This is a genomic window from Psychrobacillus sp. NEAU-3TGS, assembly GCF_029955155.1.
GTDB lineage: Bacteria > Bacillota > Bacilli > Bacillales_A > Planococcaceae > Psychrobacillus.
The window spans coordinates 1,060,181-1,082,541 of sequence record NZ_JAPNOZ010000012.1; the positions used below are offsets into that span (position 1 = coordinate 1,060,181).

Annotated in this window: 22 protein-coding genes; 6 read left to right on the plus strand and 16 right to left on the minus strand. The window is 35.6% G+C overall.

The features are described from left to right. Positions 1–62: 62 nt before the first annotated feature. From OR571_RS21620 to OR571_RS21650, 7 genes are all read right to left on the minus strand, one after another. Positions 63–932 (minus strand): NAD(P)-dependent oxidoreductase, encoded by an 870-nt coding sequence (locus tag OR571_RS21620; RefSeq protein ID WP_282245936.1) that lies wholly within the window; start codon positions 930–932, stop codon positions 63–65. A gap of 152 nt (positions 933–1,084) precedes the next feature. Next, positions 1,085–1,756: a hypothetical protein gene (locus OR571_RS21625; RefSeq protein WP_282245938.1), complete on the minus strand. Its 672-nt coding sequence runs from the start codon at positions 1,754–1,756 to the stop codon at positions 1,085–1,087. Between the two features lie 176 nt (positions 1,757–1,932). Then, the gene (locus tag OR571_RS21630; RefSeq protein ID WP_282245940.1) at positions 1,933–2,313 is read right to left on the minus strand and encodes a hypothetical protein; all 381 of its coding nucleotides are present in this window, start codon (positions 2,311–2,313) and stop codon (positions 1,933–1,935) included. Further along, positions 2,313–3,467 carry a DUF58 domain-containing protein gene (locus OR571_RS21635; protein ID WP_282245942.1) on the minus strand — a complete coding sequence of 385 codons (1,155 nt, stop codon included), beginning with the start codon at positions 3,465–3,467 and terminating at the stop codon, positions 2,313–2,315. The genes OR571_RS21630 and OR571_RS21635 overlap by 1 nt, the downstream gene beginning before the upstream one ends. Further along, complete coding sequence (locus OR571_RS21640) at positions 3,464–4,402, minus strand: AAA family ATPase (protein WP_282245944.1); 939 nt, start codon at positions 4,400–4,402, stop codon at positions 3,464–3,466. The genes OR571_RS21635 and OR571_RS21640 overlap by 4 nt, the downstream gene beginning before the upstream one ends. A gap of 21 nt (positions 4,403–4,423) precedes the next feature. Continuing rightward, entirely contained in the window at positions 4,424–4,579 is a 156-nt protein-coding gene (locus tag OR571_RS21645; RefSeq protein ID WP_282245946.1) for an aspartyl-phosphate phosphatase Spo0E family protein, read from the minus strand. A 68-nt stretch (positions 4,580–4,647) separates the two neighbouring features. After that, the gene (locus OR571_RS21650; protein ID WP_282245948.1) at positions 4,648–4,836 is read right to left on the minus strand and encodes a hypothetical protein; all 189 of its coding nucleotides are present in this window, start codon (positions 4,834–4,836) and stop codon (positions 4,648–4,650) included. 126 nt (positions 4,837–4,962) lie between these two features. On the opposite strand from OR571_RS21650, the gene OR571_RS21655 reads away from it, so the two are divergent. From OR571_RS21655 to OR571_RS21665, 3 genes are all read left to right on the plus strand, one after another. Further along, positions 4,963–5,151 carry a YkvS family protein gene (locus OR571_RS21655; protein ID WP_093264291.1) on the plus strand — a complete coding sequence of 63 codons (189 nt, stop codon included), beginning with the start codon at positions 4,963–4,965 and terminating at the stop codon, positions 5,149–5,151. 68 nt (positions 5,152–5,219) lie between these two features. Further along, positions 5,220–5,771 (plus strand): CPBP family intramembrane glutamic endopeptidase, encoded by a 552-nt coding sequence (locus OR571_RS21660; RefSeq protein WP_282245954.1) that lies wholly within the window; start codon positions 5,220–5,222, stop codon positions 5,769–5,771. Between the two features lie 113 nt (positions 5,772–5,884). Further along, positions 5,885–6,535 (plus strand): hypothetical protein, encoded by a 651-nt coding sequence (locus OR571_RS21665; protein WP_282245956.1) that lies wholly within the window; start codon positions 5,885–5,887, stop codon positions 6,533–6,535. Between the two features lie 38 nt (positions 6,536–6,573). Here the strand turns inward: OR571_RS21665 and OR571_RS21670 are convergent, their stop codons facing one another. Both OR571_RS21670 and OR571_RS21675 read right to left on the minus strand, forming a co-directional pair. Further along, a complete protein-coding gene (locus OR571_RS21670; protein WP_282245958.1) occupies positions 6,574–7,017 on the minus strand; it encodes a MarR family winged helix-turn-helix transcriptional regulator in 444 nt (147 codons plus the stop codon). A 76-nt stretch (positions 7,018–7,093) separates the two neighbouring features. Then, positions 7,094–8,170 carry an ATP-binding protein gene (locus OR571_RS21675; protein WP_282245960.1) on the minus strand — a complete coding sequence of 359 codons (1,077 nt, stop codon included), beginning with the start codon at positions 8,168–8,170 and terminating at the stop codon, positions 7,094–7,096. Positions 8,171–8,345: 175 nt separating this feature from the next. Between OR571_RS21675 and OR571_RS21680 the strand changes: the two genes are divergently transcribed. Continuing rightward, positions 8,346–10,106 carry a B12-binding domain-containing radical SAM protein gene (locus OR571_RS21680; protein ID WP_282245961.1) on the plus strand — a complete coding sequence of 587 codons (1,761 nt, stop codon included), beginning with the start codon at positions 8,346–8,348 and terminating at the stop codon, positions 10,104–10,106. Between the two features lie 24 nt (positions 10,107–10,130). Here the strand turns inward: OR571_RS21680 and OR571_RS21685 are convergent, their stop codons facing one another. The 6 genes from OR571_RS21685 to OR571_RS21710 form a co-directional block, all read right to left on the minus strand. Further along, positions 10,131–11,486: a TrkH family potassium uptake protein gene (locus tag OR571_RS21685; RefSeq protein ID WP_282245963.1), complete on the minus strand. Its 1,356-nt coding sequence runs from the start codon at positions 11,484–11,486 to the stop codon at positions 10,131–10,133. Between the two features lie 92 nt (positions 11,487–11,578). Further along, positions 11,579–12,370 carry a TerC family protein gene (locus OR571_RS21690; RefSeq protein WP_282245964.1) on the minus strand — a complete coding sequence of 264 codons (792 nt, stop codon included), beginning with the start codon at positions 12,368–12,370 and terminating at the stop codon, positions 11,579–11,581. 322 nt (positions 12,371–12,692) lie between these two features. After that, positions 12,693–15,773, minus strand: coding sequence for an efflux RND transporter permease subunit (locus tag OR571_RS21695; RefSeq protein ID WP_282245965.1), 3,081 nt, complete (start codon positions 15,771–15,773; stop codon positions 12,693–12,695). 284 nt (positions 15,774–16,057) lie between these two features. Next, positions 16,058–17,632 carry a peptide chain release factor 3 gene (locus OR571_RS21700; RefSeq protein WP_282245966.1) on the minus strand — a complete coding sequence of 525 codons (1,575 nt, stop codon included), beginning with the start codon at positions 17,630–17,632 and terminating at the stop codon, positions 16,058–16,060. Positions 17,633–17,657: 25 nt separating this feature from the next. After that, on the minus strand, positions 17,658–18,767 hold the full coding sequence (locus OR571_RS21705) for a M42 family metallopeptidase (RefSeq protein WP_282245967.1): 1,110 nt from the start codon (positions 18,765–18,767) through the stop codon (positions 17,658–17,660). A gap of 85 nt (positions 18,768–18,852) precedes the next feature. After that, positions 18,853–20,241 carry an aldehyde dehydrogenase gene (locus OR571_RS21710; RefSeq protein ID WP_282245968.1) on the minus strand — a complete coding sequence of 463 codons (1,389 nt, stop codon included), beginning with the start codon at positions 20,239–20,241 and terminating at the stop codon, positions 18,853–18,855. 318 nt (positions 20,242–20,559) lie between these two features. On the opposite strand from OR571_RS21710, the gene OR571_RS21715 reads away from it, so the two are divergent. Next, the gene (locus tag OR571_RS21715; RefSeq protein ID WP_282245969.1) at positions 20,560–20,703 is read left to right on the plus strand and encodes a hypothetical protein; all 144 of its coding nucleotides are present in this window, start codon (positions 20,560–20,562) and stop codon (positions 20,701–20,703) included. A 141-nt stretch (positions 20,704–20,844) separates the two neighbouring features. Continuing rightward, positions 20,845–21,525, plus strand: a complete 681-nt coding sequence (locus OR571_RS21720) for a thermonuclease family protein (RefSeq protein WP_282245970.1) — start codon at positions 20,845–20,847, stop codon at positions 21,523–21,525. Positions 21,526–21,643: 118 nt separating this feature from the next. On the opposite strand, the gene OR571_RS21725 is transcribed toward OR571_RS21720, so the two are convergent. Then, positions 21,644–22,228, minus strand: a complete 585-nt coding sequence (locus tag OR571_RS21725) for a phosphatidylglycerophosphatase A family protein (protein WP_142537541.1) — start codon at positions 22,226–22,228, stop codon at positions 21,644–21,646. Positions 22,229–22,361 lie beyond the last annotated feature (133 nt).

Sequence of the window (22,361 nt, forward strand, 5' to 3'; positions counted from 1 at the left end):
CGCCCTCTCTATTAACACTACTATAGCTCGATTGTATCATAAAGTGGTTAATAGTTCCTACTTCATTCGTATGATTTTATAAGTGCTTGTGTCCCATTTTCTTCATAGCCTTTTGCAACGAGTTCGTCATACATAGATTTTGCTAGTTGTAGACCTGGAAGTTGTAAATTCATTTTTTCTGCTTCTTCTAACGCTATTTTCATATCTTTTACAAAATGTTTAATATAGAAACCAGGTTCAAAATTACCTGCTATCATGCGAGGCGCCAAATTACTTAAAGACCAAGAACCAGCTGCACCAGTTGAAATAGAAAGTAACACTTGTTCTAGATCGAGTCCAGCTTTTTGACCGTAAGCTAATGCTTCACAAACCCCTATCATTCCAGTTGCAATCGTTATCTGGTTACACATTTTTGTGTGCTGTCCCGCCCCTGCGGTACCTTGATATAAGATCGTTTCACCAAAAAGGTTTAGTATAGGCAAAACTTTCTCAAAAGTTTCTTTCTCTCCCCCACACATAATCGATAATTTCCCTAATTGCGCCCCAATATCTCCTCCCGAAACCGGTGCATCAAGGGCATGCATTCCTCTTTCTCTTGCAGCCACATCTATTTTTTGAGCGAGAGTTGGAGTAGATGTCGTCAAATCGATGATCACTAAATCTCTATTGTCCGCAGCAAAAATGCCTTCTTCTCCAAAATATATCTCTTCCACATCATGCGGATACCCTACCATTGTAAATACTAATTGCGTATTACTTGCTACGTCACTCGCACGCTCTACCCAAGTAGCTCCAAGTGAAATAAGTTCATTTGCTTTTTCCTTTGTTCTCGTATAAATAACTACTTCATGGCCAGCATTTAGTAAATGCTTAACCAAGCTTTTCCCCATTACACCCGTACCGATAAATCCAGTTTTTAATTTTTCTCCCATGTCATTACCCCCAAATCATATTTTCATACCTCTAGTGTACCAAAAAAGAGAGATATCCAAATAGCTTTTGGATGATCCTTAAAAGGGGGAAATGAGAATGTTGCTGTGTTCTTTATTACTATGCCCGTTTCTCCATTTATTAAACATCTTTTTTAAAAAATTTTTCTTTTTTTTATGGATTCTAAGTTTTCAACGAACAAAGCTGCCTTTTCAGAGCTAATTGTCTTGCTACCATATCTTATTTCTTCGTACGTTTGAAAAAATGTGGTATCTACTTTCCATTGTTGACGTTTAAACCACTCTCTAACAGTTTCGCTTTTATTTCTAATATAGTCATGTGCATGTGCTTCTATTTCAAACTGTGCGTATTTCTCTCGTAAAAAAGAAGTTTCTACTTGATATAAAGAGCTATGATACGTTGTTTCTTTATCTTCTGCATCACTTATTTGTTTATTTTCATACTGTATATTTTGTAACTCTGCATTTAAATGCATTGGTTTATTTTTTAATAAATATCGAATAAAAAAGAGAATTGCAGCAATAGCTAATCCAATAAAGATCCATTCAAATGGAAAATTTATAAGCGATTCTTTCGTTGTAAGCTCCTTTTGCTCTATTTCTGCTAGCTCCTCAGCTGGTATCCGTATGATCTCTTCTTCCTCTTGTACTGGTAATCCTTTAATAAAATCTTCTAAATATCCTATTAACGGAGCAAAAGGAATGAGTGCCACACGGATAACCTTCTCAAATAACTGATCGACTACTTTCCGAAAGAATGGCACTAAAAGATAAATCACAGCGGATAGACTGAAAACGCCAAACATGCTAAGCAGGTAAATGCTAAAGAGTTTCGTTTTTTTTATTGTATTTTGAGAGTTTGCGTTCATAGAAATAGCGAATAATCGAACACCAACAAAAAGCGCTACTCCGATGAGAAACACTGCGTAGAGGAGAAATTGGTATCCCTCGTAGCCTAAAAGAAAACTGACAAAGTGGACTCCTAAAAAAGTAAAAAATAATAAAGTGTAAATGGACTATCCATTGTTTGTTCCTCTTGTCGCGTATTAAATCTTACATGTATGCGCCATGCGGAAAAAACAACACTTCCTAAAAATAGCCATATGGAAGAATTAAATAAAAACAAAGATAACAGAATAAAAAAAGGAATAACAAAAGGGAAGATCCTATTCGGACCGGTTTTTCCGAAAGTGAATAAGCTAACTATTGCGACAATTAATTGCAGTAAAATCCATATAAGAGGTAAATCTACCGTCGTTTCACTTCGTATCAATACAAACAGTAATGCTACAAACCAAGTATCTCGCAAATAGTTTCCAAATGATTGGGCTTGAATCTTAATACTAAAGGGTGAATTATGCATTATAAGACTCCCTCCGAAATGATACCGGTTTCATATAAAACGTTTGTACGCTTTTCTAAACGGTTTAGTAAGGCCACATACTTTTCTACATGATGTGTCATAACATATACTGTTACGGGTAACTCTACATTTGTATCTATATAGGCAAGAACCTTTTCAAAAGGTATTAAATTATCTGCCCGAGACAAAATAGCAAGAAGTTCTAATGCTTGCTTTCGATGAATATCTCCACTACCTAAAGGTAAATAAACTAAAGGAAATTTACCATATGTTCTTACATTAATTGCAAAAGAATAAGGGATATCATTTTTATAGCATTCCTCTAATCGAGAAGCCAGCCACTCAATTTTTTCTTCAAAATCTATCACTACCCCATGTCTCTTCTTCACATTTACAACAAATAAAATAGAGACATTTGCTACTTTAGTAAATATTTTAGTTTGGAGCTGTTGCGATTTAGCGCTAGCCTTCCAGTGTATATGATGGAATTGGTCTCCTGGTGTGTACTCTCTTGTACCTATCGGAAAAAAGGGATCTTCATATAAGGATGAATTCAATTCCAAATAGCCTTCTTTTAACTTAGAGGGAGTAAGTTTTTCATTTACTTTAGAAATTTGCGGATATACAATAGCATCCGTTAAGATCATCGGTTTAAATTCGAGCGTAACGGATCCATCTGTAAATGGATGCGGGATTTGAATTTCCAATTGTTTGATCTTAGCAAGTCCTCTATGAACTCCCTCAATTGGAATCTTAATAGTTACTTGCTTCTTAAAACCAATAGAAAAGGGCAATTTTACTTCGTGAAAACCAGCTGTAGTTATATGTTCGATTCCATTTGGAGCTATACTAGTTTGGAAAGATATTAAAAGAGTTGCATTCCAAATAGGTAGCCCTTTGTTTTGGAAAGTGAGTACCAAATTAGATGTTGAATGCTTCAGTAAACGTACTCTCTTTTTTTCATTGACTAGTTCTAGCCTTTCGCCAACATGCCGGTAATAATACAAATTTAAACAATCAATAATTAGTAAGAATGAAAAAACAGCAAAAAGTATATATTGCTTAAACAAGAAACTAGCTATTAAAACAACAGTTAAAATTTGGACATAGTTTTTTGTATTATTCGTTCCAAAATCCCTTCGAAGCCAGTTCATCGACTATTTGCCTCAACAGGTGCTTCAATTGTCTTTAAAAGTTCTTTCATCACTTCTGCAATGTCGTGAATTAACATTCCTTCTGTGGATAGTTTCATTCGGTGTAGACATACAGGCTCTATTACGCTCTTAACATCATCCGGAATAACGTACATCCGACCTTTCATAAATGCACTTGCTTTAGCTGCCTGAAGAAGCGCCAGTGATGCTCGGCTGCTTAGACCGAGTTCTATGTACGGATGATTTCTAGTACTATGTACAATTTGAATTATATAAGTCAAAATGTCATCATGCACAGATACCTCTTTGACCTGTTCCGACCATTTTCCAATTTGCTCTAGCGTAACGACCTTTTGCAAGTGTACTTCACCCGGTGATCGTCCAAATTGCTGTAAAATCATTTTTTCCTCTGCAATTGTTGGATAACCAATCGATAACTTAAATAAAAAACGATCTAATTGAGCAGCAGGCAGTGGAAATGTTCCTTGCTGAGATTCTACGGGATTTTGAGTAGCGATGACCATAAAAGGTGACGGCAGTTTAATCGTCTCCCCATCAATCGATACTTGTTTTTCTTCCATCGATTCTAGTAGGCTAGACTGCGTCCTTGGAGTTGCACGATTAATTTCGTCAGCAAGCAGTATATTACTCATAACCGGTCCTACTCGAAGGACAAACGATTGTTGCTGCGGATGAAAAAAACTAATGCCAGTTACATCTGAAGGCAATACATCCGGTGTAAACTGTAATCGTTTGAACTCCCCTTGTATTGCTTCCGCAAAAGCTTTTGCCATCATTGTTTTTCCTGAACCAGGCACACTTTCTAAAAGAACATGCCCCTCGAGTAATAACCCCATAAGCATGAAGTCAATTTCCTTTTCTCTACCTACAATTGCTTTATTCAATTCTTGTTGTAATAGCTTTATATTTTGCATCCACATTTCTCCCTAAGTGAGCTATTTTAGTTTTTCTTCTGTTTCATATTCATTTAATAGTTTATCGAGCTTTTCACTAAGTTCAATCGTTTCTTTGTGGGAAACTCCTTTTTCCAAAGCGACTTGTATCATTTTTTCTCTTGTAAACTCTACTTTTTTTAAAATTGTCTCTACCATCCTTAAGTACCCCTTTACAAAACATATATTATTGTACAATATACCTTTTGTTTATTAAATCTAAACCTTTAGCTTCTAGCGACCTGTAAATACGTATAAATTATTTTCCCGCCTTGCTTTGCCTCCCCAGAAAAATGTTTGAAGTCCTCTCTTTTAACTAATACTTCTCGGAATGCTAAATAGTCCTCTTTGGAGATTTCTAACGTGTCGATGTCACCGCTTTGTAACATATTCAGTTTTTCCTCGTATGAATGCATATAAACCGTTCCTTTCTGATGTCAAATCGTGTATACTTTCAATACTTTTGGTTAAAATACTTTACGTACTCCTTATTTTAGGGCAAACTGTATACTAATAAGTTCTAAAAGGGGATGGAACAATCTATGAAAATAGCTGAAGTTGGTAATGTTGTTGAGTTTAAAGATGGTTTACAAGGAATAGTTGAGAAAGTTAATGAGAATTCTGTTATAGTCAATTTAACTTTCATGGAAAATTTTAACGAGCTAGAAATGGAAGAGAAAACTGTGATTAATCACAAGCGCTATAAAATATTATATAGTAATGAAGATTAAACGTCATGCCGTTCCTCTCAAAATATAGAAGAACGGCGTTTTTGAATTATAGTTAGGATGTGCTTTATATGTTTCGTCAAATACCAATTACACGATTAATAATTCCCCTTATTTTGGCTTATGCTTTTGCTTGGCTAACCTTTTCAAATGAGAAAGTATTCTGGTACTTCTATACCTTTACTGCGTTATTTCTTATGTCACTCGCTTATTATTCCATTAAAATAGAAGATGAATTAAAGACATTTCATTATTTTATTCTTAGTATAGCTTTTGGAGCGCTCACATATGCCCTCTTATTCATTGGTTTTAAATTGGTTGACCTTGCTCCATTTATGTCCACCAAAAGTATCAATTCTTTTGTAAATAAATTTGGGCCATCGTCCATATGGCATTACTTGCTACTTTTATTTATCATAGCACCAGGTGAAGAGCTTTTCTGGAGAGGATATATACAGCAACAATTGAAAAAATATCTCCCTCCGGTATTCGCAATTATAGTAGGTGCAGCACTATTTGGCCTTTCTTTTGTTTTTAGCGGATTTTGGTTAGGCATACTGGCGGCCTTTGTCGTCGGTCTAGTGTTCGGTTTTTTATACGAATGGAAAAAAGTATGCCATTAATCATCTTAGCTCATATCATCATGCTAGTACTACTTTTTCTAGTAATCCCATTTACTTGAAGAAGAAACATTATTCCAACTAAAACGTCTATTTAAAAAAGGAGCTGAATCAACGTGAAAAAAATCTATACGTTACTATCCATTCTTTTATTGACAATCTTACTTGCCGCTTGTGGAACTGACACCGTCAACGAAAGTGTAGAACCGGTAACGCCAACGGATGATACCGCAACTACCGAGGAAACAACTCCTGCAGAAGGAGAAACAGGAAACGTTGAAGAATCCACTCAGGCTGAAGGGGAAACTGAAAGTATCGCTTTACCTACAGAAGAGCTTGAAGGAACACAAACAGAAAGTGAAACACAAAACTATACACTTACAGTGATGGAAGGTTTTGAGCTAACAGCTGAAGAACCAAATAAAGATTTATTATTCAATCAAGAAAATGATCAACAATCAATGCGAATAGAGACATTTAGCAAAGAGGATGCAAAGATTGAGGATATTACCAAAAATTTAACGGATACAGTACAAGCTTCTAACGATAATGGAACATTAGAAGAAATCACTGATCAAAGCCTAATCCCGATAAACGAATCTATTGAAAATATGAATGCTTATCAAATAGATACACCTGAAGGAAAAGTTTATGGCTATGCATTTGAACGAGAAGGTTTACTGGTCAAACTCACTGTGTTTGACACAACTGAAGTACCAGCAGTTCAGAACTTTGTAAAAATGGCTTCTACTATACAAGCAAAATAAAACTTCGGGCCCTCAATTGGGCCCGAAGTTTTATTTTGCTAAGAAAGGTTTTTAATAGATAATCCTAATTTTTTTAGAAGTTCTATCATGTGAGCCTTTTCCTCTTCGGATAAAACATCCATCAATTGTTGTAATTGTTGCTCATGTCTTGGAAAAAGTTCGTCCATAAATGCACTACCCTCATCTGTGATTTCAGCAAATGTAACTCGTCGGTCTGTGGGACTAGAGACTCGGTTAATATACCCTCGTCCTTCTAATTTATCTACTACATAAGTAATGGAGCCACTTGCTAGCAAAATCTTATTACCAATCTGTTGAAGTGGTTGTTTTCCTTTATGATAAAGTAGCTCTAAAACCGCGAATTCTGTCGGATTTAATCCATTTTCTTGAAAAAATTGATTCGTACATTCGTGGATTACTTTATGGGCACGAGACAATACTACAAATAGCTTTAGTGCATTGTTCGGTTGTTCTTTTGTCATTCTGAGTCATCCTCACCTATAAAATTGACATTAGCTTTCATTATATAGGTTATCCTATAATCTTGTCAAAATAGGCTTATATTTCTTTTTGCAATGGAAGTATAAATTTAAAGCTTGTTCCTACTTCTACTTCGCTCACCACTTCAATTGTACCACCATGGGATTTGATCACTTGGATACTATGAGACAACCCAAGTCCTGTCCCTTCTGACTTCGTCGTAAAAAAAGGATCAAATATCTTATCTATTTTATCTGCTTCTATACCTTGGCCTTGGTCTTTTATCTCAATACAAACGTCCTTCATCCCGATATTTGAGATGGTAATAAAAATATTGCCGCCCTTTGGCATAGCTTCAATAGCATTCTTTATCGAATTCATAAAAACTTGCTTCATTAAATTTTTATCACCTAAAAATTTGAATTTACTTTCTGGTGTTAGTGAAATAATTAATTCAATATTTTTCATTAGTGCTTGTGGCGCCATAAAATTAGCGACTTCCAATATAAGTTCTTTTATATCAAAAGAATTAAATTTATTATTTGTTGGTTTTGACACTTCTAAAAACTCGGTCAAAATTTCTTCCATTCGCTTTATTTCTTCGTTAATGACGGCTAAATATCTTTTTCCATCCTCATTTGTCGTTTGGTGTAATAATTGGGTAAATCCTTTTAGGGATGTCATTGGATTGCGAATTTCATGCGCAATGCTTGCAGCTAACTGGCCTATGGTGCTTAATGATTCGGTATGATTTAAGCGTTTTTTCATTTGAATCTTTTCTGATTCGTCGTGAATCTCTACGAGGTATATATTAGAGTCTTCTTGCTTAGATACTTTTATATATATATATTTTAAATCTCCTAAAAAAGTGAGTATTTCCGTGCAAAGTTCCGCTTCACCAAATCGCAGTGCTTTTGCAATGAATTCTTTGTTACTTTCATATGAATTTACAAACAAATCCATAATTTTAACGGCATGATAGCCGATTACTTCATTCTTATTTATTTGTAGTATTTCTTCCATTTGCGTATTCATTTCTAGTACTATTCCTTCTTCATCGATTAAAAGGAGACCATTCGAAAAAAACTGAAATATATGTTCAAATTTTTGTCTATACTCATACTCCACAGGCACAAACTTCACCAAACCTCTCATTGCGAATGTATTACTCCCAAAAGATTAATACTATATAATAAATACAATCCAAAAAGTGTTTATTAATTCTGATTATTCCATATCACTTATAATTTTGATATGATACTTTTTTCCTATATTGTCGACATCGATTTTCACTGATACAATGATTATACTACAGAAGGAGTTATGAACAATGAATATAATATTAACTACGTTGAATGCAAAATTCATCCATACAAATTTAGCATTACGCTGTTTAAAAGCTTATGCTGAACCAGAGTATTCCCCCCTATTAGTCGAATACACGATTAAGGATCCTACATTTAATATCGTTGCAGATCTATATCAAAAGAAGCCTAATATAGTTGGATTTAGTTGTTACATCTGGAATATCGAAGAGACGATAAAAGTTATTAAAACATTAAAAGCTATAGACCCCTCTATCCAAATCATTTTAGGCGGCCCCGAAGTTTCATACGATACGAATGTATGGCTACGTCAAGTGAAAGAAATAGATTATATTATTGTAGGTGAAGGCGAACATGCATTTAAAGAGTTGTTAAACTTCTTACATGGTAAGCAAACACTAAATGATGTTCCTGGTGTAGCTTATGTGCAAGACGACAAATTTATGCTAAATCCGCTACCACCAAAATTAGATTTACGAGATTCTCCTTCTCCTTTTCGCTTTACAGAAGATCTTCCAAACTTATCAAAGCGAGTTGTTTATATCGAGACGAGCCGTGGGTGTCCATTTTCATGCCAATTCTGCTTATCTTCAATAGAAGTAGGCGTTCGATATTTCAATCGAGATAAAGTGAAAGAGGATATTCGTTTCTTAATGGCAAATGGTGCGAAAACGATTAAGTTTGTCGATAGAACGTTTAATATTAGTAGAAGCTATGCAATGGAAATGTTCCAATTTCTCATTGATGAACATCTACCTGGTGTTGTTTTTCAGTTTGAAATAACTGCAGATATTATGCGACCTGAAGTTATCCAATTTTTAAATGATAATGCACCTGCCGGACTTTTCCGCTTTGAGATTGGAGTTCAATCTACCAATGATTTAACAAATGAACTAGTAAAACGAAGACAAAACTTTGAAAAACTTCAGCGTACCGTAACTATGGTGAAGAGCGGCGGGAAAATTGATCAGCATTTAGATTTAATTGCAGGATTACCAGAAGAGGATTACCAGTCGTTTAGAAATACATTTAACGAAGTTTTTGAAATGCGACCTGAAGAGCTACAGCTTGGTTTCCTAAAATTACTACGCGGAACTGGGTTGCGTGTAGAGGCTGAAAAATACGGCTATGTATATGTCGATCAAGCACCTTATGAGATTTTCTCCAATAATGTATTAACGTTTGACGATATTCTTCGTATTAAACAAGTAGAAGATGTACTCGAAAAATATTGGAATGCTCATAGAATGGATCATACGCTTGAATATTTATTTGCTCATATCTTCGAGACGCCATTTGACTTTTTCCAACAATTCGGTACATTTTGGGAAGAAAGAAACTGGTCGAAAATTGGTCATCAGCTAGAAGATTTATATACTCGTTTATTTTCATTTTTAGAGGGTCTAGAAGATATTTCATTGCCAATTATTCAAAGTGTAATGAAACTCGATTATTTATCGAAACAAAAATTCCAACCGCGTAAACCTTGGTGGAAAAATGATATCGTTAAAGAAGAACAATCTTCGATATATAAACAGCTAGAGGAGAATCCTTCGATTGCAGGAGACGAGTTTGTTGCATTCGGACTTAATGAGCGCGAATTATATAAACAGACATTTATTACTCCTATTTCTATTTGCGTAGACGCTTATAAAGATGGAATTATAAAAGAAAAAGAAGGTTTTTTACTAACTACTTTCGGTAAAGGTGAAACTCCTCATTTTTCAATGATAGAACTAAAACAACCAAGCAAAGCAGTCCATTAAGGGACTGTTTGCTCGGTTGTTTTTTTAACCAATAATTACTCGTTCTTTTGGATAATGATATTTGGTTTTATTGCTTTTTCCTCCCAGTGAAAATAAGAAAGAAAGCATGCCTACACGACCTATAAACATTAGAACCATCATCGTTATTTTTCCTATATCCGACAACTCAGTTGTAACTCCAAGCGTCATTCCGCATGTTCCAAAAGCAGAAGTAATTTCAAAAATTAGCATGGTAACTGGTATTTCTGGTTCTGTAACAGAAAGTAAAATAGTTGCTGCAAAAACCATTATTAATGCAAGGATAATTACCGCAAAGGCTCGAAAGACATCAATCAAATGTATTTCTCGGTTAAAAACTTGTAGACTGTCTTTTCCTCTTGAAAAATTGATCAAAAACAATAAGGCCACGGCAAAGGTCGTTGTACGTATTCCTCCACCTACAGAACTTGGAGAAGCTCCGATAAACATCAGAACACTCATTAAAAATTCCGTTCCCTCGTTAAATAGCGTTATATCCATCGTCGTTAGTCCAGCAGATCTTGTTGAAACGGAGTGAAAAAAAGCCGCAAAAAACTTTTCATGCCACGGCATCTCTTTAAAGGAATTGAACATTTCAAGTAAAAAAATCATCACTGTTCCAAATAGCAGAAGAATACCATATGTAATCGTAGTAAGTTTCGTAAAAAGAGAAAAACGAAAGTTTTTATTTTTATTCTTTAAAAATGTTTTTACTTCTATTAGAACTGGGAATCCAATAGCACCGAAAACGATTAAAAAGCTAGTTATAATTTGGATAAAATAATCATTATGATATGGCACTAATGAATGGCCTGTAATATCGAATCCCGCATTAGTAGTGGCGGAAACAGAAGTAAAAATTCCTTGCATCATCGCTTGCTTAAATGAATCATAATACTGTGTAAAATATAAAGTTAATAAGATTGCACCGATTAACTGAATTAACAGCAGAATCTTTATAATTTCCCTTATTAAGTGCACGACACCCGACATAGTTGACTGGTTGTGGTCGACCATTATAAGTTGTCGTTCTCGCAAGCCAATTTTTTTACCAGAAATAAGCCAAATAAAGGTTCCCAATGACATAATTCCAATGCCACCAAGCTGTAAAATGAATATAATCATCACATATCCGAACACGCTGTAAGTTTCCGATATATCAATGGTTGTTAGTCCGGTAACACTTACTGCACTTACGGCAGTAAATAAACTATCTATAAACTCTACTTCTACTCCTGGCTTATGAACCCCAGGTAAACTGAGTAAAATAACGGAAACTGCAATGGCGATAAAATAATAGGTCACAATTGCTTGTGCGGGGGTAAATTTAGATTTCAGTTTTAGTTGGGATGATTGTTTCATACATATTAGTTCCTTTCAGACATTCCTGTTAACCCATTGTAAAAAAAAAAGCATAAAAAGATAGTTAAAACTATCTTTTTATGCTTTACATATTATTTCTTTGCTTCAGTATTTTTATATTTCGCTACTCCTAGTACATAACCACCAATAGCAATGATAAATAATACAGTCCAGAATATGATACTCCAAGTTGTAGAATGTGGGAAATGCTCATCTAATACGCCAACACCTGGATGTGAAAGTGTTAATACCGCAAGTTTAACCCCTACCCAACCAACGATTAAAAATGCAGCTGTTTCAAGCGTAGGATATTTCTCTAATAATTGAACAAATTTATGTGCAGCAAATCGCATAATAATCAGTCCAACTACACCACCAAAGAACATAACGGAGAATTGTCCCGCATTAATGCCACCAATATCAAAATTACCTACATGTGGTAAAGTAACGGCAATTGCAACAGCTGCAAGCATAGAGTCAATTGCAAAAGCAATATCCGCTAGCTCAACTTTTAAAACAGTCATCCAGAAACCAGAACCTTTTTTCTCTTTTCCTTGAACTGCATCTTCCAAACCATCGGATTCCTCTTCGTCTCCACCCTTACGCTGATCATAAATATGCTTAATGGAGATGAACAACAAGTAAGCTGCTCCGATTGCTTGCACTTGCCAAATGTTCACTAAAAATGTGATCATAAATAAAGCTAAAAATCTAAATACAAAGGCACCGAGTAATCCATAAAATAATGCTTTTTTCTGCTTATCCTTTGGTAAATGTTTTACCATTACAGCCATTACGACTGCATTGTCGGCTGCAAGTAACCCCTCTAAACCGACTAGTACAAGTAATACCCAACCATACTCCAACAAAATTCCTAAATCCATCAATATCCTCCTTTTTTGCAAATAAAAAGACCCTTGCCTAAAAAAAGGCAAAGGTCTTGCTAAGCAAAATTAATAATTGCTATCATAACCGATGGCAAAAGCCATGTAATGACGACTATGAAATAGGTTTCCCTATAGCTACTCCCCTTTGACATACGTCAAAAGTGTATTCTATTATGACATTAATTATACTGGCTGTTTTATCATTTGTAAACATATATTACTTAATTGTAAGGTCACTTCTGTTGATACACAAATTTACACTTTATAATTGTCGTTACCAAAAGCGCTCATATTTAGAAACCTAAGTTGTAAAAGTAATTTACTGACTACTTTTCGTTCTATGGGATGAAGCTTTTTTTCTCGTTTCTTTATCAAATAAACTGTAAATCACCGGTACAACATATAACGTTAAAAATGTTGAACTGATCAGACCACCAATCACAGTAATACCCATCGGCTGATTAATTTCCGTTCCTTCTCCTATTCCTAAAGCGAGTGGTACTAGCCCAAGAATAGTTGTGAGTGCAGTCATTAATATAGGTCGCACTCGGTCTTTTACCGATGTTGTAATCGCTTCATATGAACCTATACCTTGTTCTTTCCGCTGATTAATATAGTCCACCAAGACAATTCCGTTATTTACGACAATACCAACGAGGATAAGAATTCCAATTACCGCTGAAATACTAATCGGAGTAGCCGTTGTGAATAAACCGATAAATATACCAATAGTAATAAGAGGTACTGTAAACATAATGACAAATGGATATTTATAAGATTCAAATTGTGCTGCCATCACGATATACACTAGCACAACTGCTAATACAACAGCCAAAATCATATCATTTTTCGCATTATCCAATAACTCTCTATCTCCACCAAAAGAGACACTTACATTGTCTTCTAATGCAGCTTTGTCAATTGCTTCATCGACCATATCAGACATATCCCCTAACGAATAAGTTGACTCATACTTAATCGTAAAAGTTACCGCTCCTGCCTGATCCACTCTTCGTATCGTCAAAGGTCCTTCTGCAATTTTAACATCCGCCACATCCTGCAACGTAATATATAAACCTGAAGGAGTTCTTAGTTTTAATTGTTTCAATTGATCAACACTGTTTTTAAAGGCTTCATCATATTGCACATAAACCCCATACACATCTTCTTGCTCCGAAATAATTTGCGTAGCAAATGCTCCTCTTGTTACGTTATTGACAGTTTGAGCTATTTGAACTGGCGCAAATCCATATTCTAAAGCAGCTTCTCGCTTTACAGTAATTTGTACTTCTTCAATAGTCTCTGTTAAATCATTTCTAAAGCTGATAACACCTGGCATTTTTTCTACTTCATCGATAATTGCATGCAATGATTTATTAAGCTGTTCGTTGTCTACAGAAGATACGGTGAAAGAGATTGAATTTGGTGCTGAACCTGCAGCAGTTTGCATATTAAAGTTCACTTCGACATTTTCTCCAACTATCTCTTTTACTTTAGGCTGTACTTCATCAACAAAGGTGAAAATAGAACGCTCTCTTTTTTCTAAAGGAATCATTTTCACATATATTTCTGCCCGATTGGACATAGATGTTCCTCTGGACTGCCCTTCTTGAGTACCTCCGACAAAGCTTACATACACTTCTACGTCCTCTTCTTTTTGTAATTGCTGTTCTATTTTCTTTACTACTTCATCTGTTGCCGCTAAGGCAGCGCCATTTTCTAGTCTTACAGCAATTGTTACAAAGCCTTCATCCGTCACCGGTAAAAATTCTGTACCAACACGGAATAAGCCAATCGTAGAAATGATTAATAAAACAGTCGTAATAGAAAGGATTATTAAACGATGAGATAAAGCCCATCTGACCGATCGCTCGAAATTGTTATACGCCTTTGACCGACGTCTTTTTGCTTCAATATTCCCTCTTGGCTTCTTCAACATTCTACTCGCCATCATAGGAACTACCGTTAATGCAACTATTAGCGATGCAAATAAACTAAACGAAATGGTTAAAGCAAACTCTGTAAAAATTTGACCAATCAGACCAGATAAAAATAATACTGGTACAAAAACTGCAACCGTTGTTAATGTCGAAGCAATAATTGCACCTGCAACTTCTTTTGTTCCAATCGAAGCTGCTTCTTTTGGATTTTTTCCTAGACCTAAATGCCTTTCAATATTTTCAATTACGACAATAGAATTATCCACTAGCATACCAATGCCGAGCGCTAGTGCTCCTAAAGTCATAATGTTCAAAGAGAATCCTGCAAAATAAATTAGAACAAAAGTGACAATAACAGAATAAGGGATAGCAATTCCAATAATAATAGGGCTTTTAATGCCTTTTAAAAAGACGAATAGCACAAGCATTGCTAACACTGCACCTGATAAAAGGCTTGTCCCAATATTGTCGATGGCTGCTTTTACATAGTCTCCTTGATCAAATAGTATATTTGCTTTTATATCTTTATAAGCTTCTTTCGCAAGCTGCTCGTCCAATGCTTGTTGAAATGCTTTGGAAACACTGGCTGTATTTGCCCCTGATTCTTGAAAAACGGAAAGTAAAACGGCTGGTTCATCATTCGCCCTTGTATCTGAATTCTGTTCTTGTTCAGCTAGCTCTACAGTAGCAACATCTGCAATCGTTATTTTTTTACCGTCCAACGGGTTGACTGTGATAACGAGATTTTTAATGTCTTCCACTGTTGTAAGTGTACTAACAATTCGAGTAGTAAGGTATTTTTTATCTGCAGTTTCGATTGGATTACCAGGGAGCGATATATTATTTGCTTGGATTAATTTCACAATATCCGCTTGGGTAAGTCCTTTTTCTTCTAACTTTTGCTGGTTCAGTTGAATTTGTACTTCTTCAACTATCGAACCAGAGACATTAACACTTGCTACACCTTCCGTACTTACAAGATCCTTTTCTAACTTTTCAGCTACTAAGCGAATATCTTCAGATGTACTCGATCCACTTAATGCGAGTTGAATTACTGGAAACTGAGAGGGATCAAATTTTATAAACTGTGGTTTGATCGCATCTTCCGGTAATACCGTCATATCTAGTCGTTGCATCACATCTAGTTCAACGTCATCCATATCGGTTGACCATTCAAATTCCAGTAATATAAAATTAGCGCCTTCCTGAGAAGTACTTCTTATGGATTTAATCCCGGGCAACGTACTTAACGAAGACTCTAGTGGCTTTGTAATTTTTTCATTCACTTCTACTGGACCTGCCCCAGGATAACTCGCTACTACAACCGCTACTGGAGGATTTAAGTCTGGGATGAGCGTAATTGGTATTTTGAAAAATGAAACTCCGCCTAAAATGATGATTAAAAACATGATGACCGTTGTAAATACCGGCCTTTTTATAGAGAAATTACTTATGTTCATCGTTGGGTCCACCTTCTCTTTTGCTAATACTATCATATGCTTTAGGCGGAAAGAGTTCAAATTTAATATGGAGAAAAATAATGAGGAATGCTGTGTGAAAGGTGGATCTTGCGATATGAGATGGCTATCTTGCGATTCTTGAGGGCTATCATACGATTTCTGGAGTCTACTTTGCGATTTTAAATATATACCTTCCGATTCAAGATTTCTATCTTAAGATTGAACAATCTCTCTAACAATTCTCCAAAAGAAAAGACCACCATTTAAAAAGGCGGTCTTCTTGCTTAAAGTAGATTATACAATTTAATATGCTCATATTTATCTTGGAACCAGCGTGTTGCAAACTCATTTTCAAATAGGAATACATAGTTGTCGTAGCGATCTTTTACAAGCATGCTTCGTGGACCAGTCATTGATTCTTTTACATCTTCTTCGTTTTCAATCCAACGAGCTACTTTCGATCCAATTGGTTCCATGCGAACTTCTACATTGTATTCGTTTTTCATACGATGCTCAAATACTTCAAATTGAAGCTGTCCAACTGCTCCTAAAATAACTTCTTCCGTGTGCAGTGTTTTGTAATATTGAATCGCACCTTCTTGTACTAATTGTAAAATACCTTTATGGAAGTGCTTAGATTTCAATACGTTTTTCGCGGTAACTTTAACGAATAACTCTGGTGTAAATTGAGGTAGCGCTTCATATTGAAATGCCTTCTTCCCGCCAACTACTGTATCTCCGATTTGATAGTTACCAACATCATAAAGGCCGATAATATCTCCCGCTACAGCCGTTTCTACTGTTTCACGGTCATCCGCTAAAAACTGCGTAGATTGCGTTACTTTAAATGTTTTTCCTGTTCGAGCAAGTGTAATTGTCATACCTCTTTCAAACTTCCCTGAAACAATTCGAACGAATGCAATACGATCTCGGTGAGCCGGGTTCATATTTGCTTGAATTTTGAAAATGAAACCAGAGAATTCTTCATTTAAAGGATTCACCTCTTCCTCATTGTTCGTGTGACGAGGTTGAGGTGTCGGTGCGAATTGTAAGTATGTTTCTAAAAATGTTTGGACCCCGAAATTGGTTAAAGCACTGCCGAAAAATACTGGCGTTAAATCTCCTGCAAGTACTTTTTCTTTATCAAAATCATTTCCTGCCTCATTTAAAAGCATAATGTCTTCCATTGCTTGCGTATAATAGGAAGTTTGTTTCATGGAATGATCGACCGCTAGCTCACCTTCTTCATCTAAAGGCAGGAATCGTTCCTCTTCTTCCGTACGGAATTGTTCAATTCGGTTATTATAGCGATCATAGATTCCTAAAAACTCTTTACCCATACCGATTGGCCAGTTCATCGCGTAAGACTGAATCCCTAGTACTTCTTCCAACTCTTCCATTAGCTCTAGTGGCTCTTTCCCTTGGCGGTCAAGCTTGTTAATGAATGTGAAAATCGGAATTCCACGCATACGACAAACTTTAAATAATTTTAATGTTTGTGCTTCAATCCCTTTTGCAGCATCCACAATCATTACTGCACTATCGACAGCCATTAAAGTACGATACGTATCTTCACTGAAATCTTGGTGACCAGGTGTATCTAATATATTAATCCGGCAATCATTAAAGTCGAATTGCATAACGGATGATGTAACGGAAATACCACGTTGTTTCTCAATTTCCATCCAGTCTGATGTTGCAAATTTCCCTGACTTCTTCCCTTTTACTGTTCCTGCATCACGAATTGCTCCACCAAAGTATAAAAGCTTTTCCGTAATAGTTGTTTTACCAGCATCCGGGTGAGAAATGATTGCAAAGGTTCTTCTCTTTAATATTTCATCTTGTGTTTTTATGTCCATTCTGTTATATCTCCTTCTTATTCACTTATTTATCATATGGATTTAAGGCAAAAAAAACAAGATAAAGAATCGGTTTTCGCCGATTCTTACAAATTTTTGAGTTCACATAAGCGAATAGAAGCTCTGCTGTATTCTTTAGTGAATCTATATGTGTACGCTCGTATGCATGGGAAGCTTCAATTCCCGGCCCAAATAGCGCATGCTTCACATCAAAACCTGCACGAATTGCAGCTGACGCATCTGAACCATAATAAGGATAGATATCTAGTTTGTAATCAATATTTTCTTGCTGTGCCATACTCACCAATTGTCGCGTCAATTCGTAATGGTACGGACCTGAAGAGTCCTTCGCACATATAGATACAGTATATTCGTCAGATGTTTGACCATCTCCGATTGCCCCCATATCTACTGCAATATATTCTACTGTTTGGGCAGGAATATTTGAGTTTCCACCATACCCTATTTCCTCATTGTTGGATATATAAAAATGCGTTGTATGCGGTAATGCTACATTACTCTCTTTTAATGTTTTAATTAGCTGTAATAATAGTGCTGTACTTGCCTTATCATCTAAATGACGAGATTTAATAAAACCTGTGTCTGTCTCCTCGAAGCGTGGATCGAATGATACAAAATCTCCTACTTCAATGCCAAGTGCTCTTGTTTCTTCTGCATTTGTTACTTTTTCATCGATTCGCACTTCAATATTTTGTTCATCTCTTGGTAGAGCACTTGCGTTTTTATATACATGGACGGTTGTTTGATGCATGAGAATCGTTCCACGAATTTTTTTACCACTTGCTGTATGAATCGTGCAATATTCACCTTCGACAGCATTCCAATTAAAACCGCCAACCATTGTTAGTTTTAATCTTCCGCTTGATTTTACTTCCTTCACCATTGCACCTAATGTATCGGTATGAGCTGTCAAGAGACGATGTTTTGAATCATCTTCTCCTTTAATAGTAGCGATTAACGCTCCTTTATTTGTTCGAATATAAACAACTTGAAGGTCTTTTAATATATTCTCCATAAACTCCATAATTTCTTGTGTATATCCGGACGGACTTGGTATTTCCACTAATTGTTTTAATAATGTAACAGTTTCTTCTTTGTTAAAGGTAAACGACATTTCCTATTCCCTCCTAGTCTTCTTTCTATAGTAACAAAAATCTTTTCTATCGTAAAAGTGAACTTTCGCTCTGATGTTTCTCTTATTATTTCAAAAGAGTACGCACCAGTTTCACTTTGTTTTTATAAGGTGGGAACACTACATTTACGGGTAGCTTTGTACTTTTTTTAATAATGGATTTTTGGTGTGTAAATAAAGTGAAACTCGCCTCGCCGTGATACGCTCCAACCCCAGAATTAGCTACACCTCCGAACGGTAAGTATGCACTTCCTGCATGCGAAATCGTATCATTTATACAGCCACCGCCAAATGGAAGTTCCTCCAAAAAGTATTGTTGTGCCCGTTCATGCTCACTAAACATATATGCAGCAAGTGGTTTTGGCAATTTACGAATTTGACGAATAATTGCTGGCAGATCGTTATAACCTATGATGGGTAATATTGGACCAAATAACTCATCTTCCATTGAGGGACTTGTGAAATCTACTCCTGAAAGTAAAGTGGGTTCTATATATAAATCCGTACAATCTGTACTTCCACCGAAAATAATTTGTTCTTTCTCATTTTCTATAACGGCTTGTAAACGGTTAAAATGATTTGTATTCACAATTCTACCAAGGTCCGGGCTATCTTGGATGGACTTTCCGTAAAACTGAACAATAGCTTTTTTTAAAAGCACGATAAATTTTTCTTTCACTGTTTCTTCTACGACTACATAATCAGGAGCAATACAAGTTTGTCCTGCATTTACGAATTTTCCCCAAACAATTCGCTTCGCTGCTAGTTCTAAATTAGCTGTATGATCAACAATTGCTGGGCTTTTTCCACCTAGCTCAAGGGCAACTGGAGTGAGTCTTTCAGCAGCTGCTTTCATGACTAATTTTCCTACCTTCACACTTCCAGTAAAAAATATAAAATCAAATGGAGCATGGATTAGTAGAGAAGTTTCTTCTTTCTCACCTTCCACTACTCGAATATAGGTCGGATCATAAGCTTCCCCAATTATTTTTTGTATGATTTTTGTTGTATGCGGCGTTGCTTCAGAAGGCTTTATCACTGCACAGTTTCCTCCAGCTATTGCCCCAAGTAATGGCTCCATTACTAATTGGAAAGGATAGTTAAACGGCGCAATAATTAAAACCGTTCCATATGGATCATGTACCATAAAACTTTTAGAAGGCATTAATGCAAGCGGTGTTTTTACTTGTTTTGGCTCCATCCATTCTTCTAAATGTTTTATCATAAATGCAATATTGTCATACACTAAACCAATTTCTGTTGTATAGGCTTCAAACTCACTTTTTCTAAGATCTTGATAAAGTGCCTGTATGACATCTTTTTCATATTTTTTAATCGTCTTTTTTAATATCGTTAATTGATCTATTCGAAATTTAGTTGTTTTGGTTATGCCGGTATCAAAAAAATCTTGGTGTTCCTTCATCATTTTATCTAATTGCTGAAAGTCAAAATACATGCAAACATCTCCTAAAAGTATAACTTCCTTTAAAAGAATCATACTACTTGTTACTAAATTGGGAAAGGATATTAAATCTCCATTTATTTATGCATTAAAAACTTCTTTTTTTGTGTCATACATGAGAAACACATAATGTGGAATACTTCTAAATGTAGAGAGATATATTTTTTTATCCATCCCACTCCGTTAGTCTATAAGTCTTACTTTTTGGTGCATGATATTTGATTCATCTTTCAGATCTTTAGTTTATTTGTGAAACTGGTTAGGGTATATACTTATCAAATGGATAACAGAACACTAAAGGAGGAAATGAACATGACAGAAACAGATACTTGGTGGGAACCTATTTTTACAGGTGCATTTGAGTTAGGTCTTAACAAAGAACGGTTATCAGAATTAGACGAGGAAGCATTCTTATATTTTAAGGAAGACCTAGTCGAAACGGAGAGTAATAATTGAATAAACTTTCTACTTAAAAAATCAGCTTTTTCTTCAGTAAAAGAAAAGCTGATTTTTGCATTATTTTTCTCTTCATTTATTTATGCTAAACTTATTTATGGTGATTGAATGAAAAAGATAATTTTACTTATAATTTTTTGTATGCTATTCGGTTGTGAAGTTATCTCTTCCGATGAAAGCACAGAAACTAAGCAAGCATCTCCCGTTGAGGTAATAGATGTTATAGACGGGGATACAATTAAAGTAATGTATAACGGAAAAGTAGAGATAATAAGATACTTACTAATTGACACACCTGAATTACATCATCAAACACTTGGAAAACAACCATACGGAGAAGAAGCGAAGTCCCGCAACAAACAATTGCTCGATAGTGGAGAGGTTACAATTGAATTTGATGCTGGGGATCGATTGGATGATTACAATCGAATGCTTGCTTATATTTATGTGGATGGTGTCAGTGTCCAAGAAACACTTCTAGAAGAAGGGTTAGCACGCGTAGCATATGTCTTTCCTCCAAACACAAAATACATAGATGTTTTTGAAAAAGCAGAAGAAAGAGGAAAAAATGAAAAACTTGGTGTTTGGCAAACGCCGGGCTACGTAACGGATCGAGGATTTAACACTGCTGTCCTAAATAATAACCAAAAGGTCCCTTCTGAAACAAATGGAAAATGCCTTATAAAAGGAAATATAAATCGGCAGGGCAAGAAAATTTACCATATCCCGAGCGGTAAGCATTATGAGGAAACTAAACCGGAAGAATGGTTTTGTTCTGAACAGGATGCAGTGAAAGCTGGCTTTAAAAAATCTGGTGAGTAACTAGTAACTGGCTTATCAATATTGCAAGTGTTCTCTCATTTATTCAATATAATCCATAAATCGGGCTGAAAAATAACACCCAAGCTGTTTATAAAGCCGCTTGGGTGTTTTTCAATTATTAAGTTCTAACATCTTTTATTTTCGATTCAGGTGCAGTTTCTTCTGGCTTGATATCTTCAAATGTTTCATTTGCTTCTTCTAGATCTCTTGTGCGATGTGCTAAACGAGAAGCAGCACTTGCAGCTATACTACATACTAAATCATCTAAAAAAGTATGCACTCCGATCCCTATTTTCGTGTCAAGCTTGGATATAATTCCAATTTTATTTTTATCTAAATGACCAAATGTAGTCACAGCAATACTACCGTAAGTAAACACTGCTCCTAGGGCAATTGTTTCATCTACACCAAATAACCCTTCATCTGCTTCTACAATTTGTTGTAAAGGTGCAGATAGCATCTTCTTCTCTGCAAGCTCATCTAATTCGACACCTACTAAAATAGCGTGCTGCATTTCTCTTTTTTTCAAAACACTTTTCACCGATTCCACACAGTGATCGATCGTTAACCCTTTATTATACGGTGTTTGCATTTCGTAAACAATTTTAGCGATTTCCTCAATTGTTACCCCTCTTCGTAGCAATGCATCATTTGCAGCTTTTTCCACTACTCGTGAATGTACTCTTGACGTCTGTCTATCCAATTAAACTGCCCCCTTTAGTAATTTTTTCGATGCTTTAATTCATTTTTAGTATGCAAGCACTTGGTTTTACTAAACACAATGTTTCATGTGATGGATGTTTATTATACCTCTGTTCATGTATATGTTACAATTT

Bases quoted from the DNA above. Each gene is read 5' to 3' on its own strand.
- OR571_RS21620 (WP_282245936.1), bottom strand. From the start codon at position 932: ATGGGAGAAAAATTAAAAACTGGATTTATCGGTACGGGTGTAATGGGG.
- OR571_RS21625 (WP_282245938.1), bottom strand. From the start codon at position 1,756: ATGTTTGGCGTTTTCAGTCTATCCGCTGTGATTTATCTTTTAGTGCCA.
- OR571_RS21630 (WP_282245940.1), bottom strand. From the start codon at position 2,313: ATGCATAATTCACCCTTTAGTATTAAGATTCAAGCCCAATCATTTGGA.
- OR571_RS21635 (WP_282245942.1), bottom strand. From the start codon at position 3,467: ATGAACTGGCTTCGAAGGGATTTTGGAACGAATAATACAAAAAACTAT.
- OR571_RS21640 (WP_282245944.1), bottom strand. From the start codon at position 4,402: ATGCAAAATATAAAGCTATTACAACAAGAATTGAATAAAGCAATTGTA.
- OR571_RS21645 (WP_282245946.1), bottom strand. From the start codon at position 4,579: ATGGTAGAGACAATTTTAAAAAAAGTAGAGTTTACAAGAGAAAAAATG.
- OR571_RS21650 (WP_282245948.1), bottom strand. From the start codon at position 4,836: ATGCATTCATACGAGGAAAAACTGAATATGTTACAAAGCGGTGACATC.
- OR571_RS21655 (WP_093264291.1), top strand. From the start codon at position 4,963: ATGAAAATAGCTGAAGTTGGTAATGTTGTTGAGTTTAAAGATGGTTTA.
- OR571_RS21660 (WP_282245954.1), top strand. From the start codon at position 5,220: ATGTTTCGTCAAATACCAATTACACGATTAATAATTCCCCTTATTTTG.
- OR571_RS21670 (WP_282245958.1), bottom strand. From the start codon at position 7,017: ATGACAAAAGAACAACCGAACAATGCACTAAAGCTATTTGTAGTATTG.
- OR571_RS21675 (WP_282245960.1), bottom strand. From the start codon at position 8,170: ATGAGAGGTTTGGTGAAGTTTGTGCCTGTGGAGTATGAGTATAGACAA.
- OR571_RS21680 (WP_282245961.1), top strand. From the start codon at position 8,346: ATGAATATAATATTAACTACGTTGAATGCAAAATTCATCCATACAAAT.
- OR571_RS21685 (WP_282245963.1), bottom strand. From the start codon at position 11,486: ATGAAACAATCATCCCAACTAAAACTGAAATCTAAATTTACCCCCGCA.
- OR571_RS21690 (WP_282245964.1), bottom strand. From the start codon at position 12,370: ATGGATTTAGGAATTTTGTTGGAGTATGGTTGGGTATTACTTGTACTA.
- OR571_RS21695 (WP_282245965.1), bottom strand. From the start codon at position 15,773: ATGAACATAAGTAATTTCTCTATAAAAAGGCCGGTATTTACAACGGTC.
- OR571_RS21700 (WP_282245966.1), bottom strand. From the start codon at position 17,632: ATGGACATAAAAACACAAGATGAAATATTAAAGAGAAGAACCTTTGCA.
- OR571_RS21705 (WP_282245967.1), bottom strand. From the start codon at position 18,767: ATGTCGTTTACCTTTAACAAAGAAGAAACTGTTACATTATTAAAACAA.
- OR571_RS21710 (WP_282245968.1), bottom strand. From the start codon at position 20,241: ATGTATTTTGACTTTCAGCAATTAGATAAAATGATGAAGGAACACCAA.
- OR571_RS21715 (WP_282245969.1), top strand. From the start codon at position 20,560: ATGACAGAAACAGATACTTGGTGGGAACCTATTTTTACAGGTGCATTT.
- OR571_RS21720 (WP_282245970.1), top strand. From the start codon at position 20,845: ATGCTATTCGGTTGTGAAGTTATCTCTTCCGATGAAAGCACAGAAACT.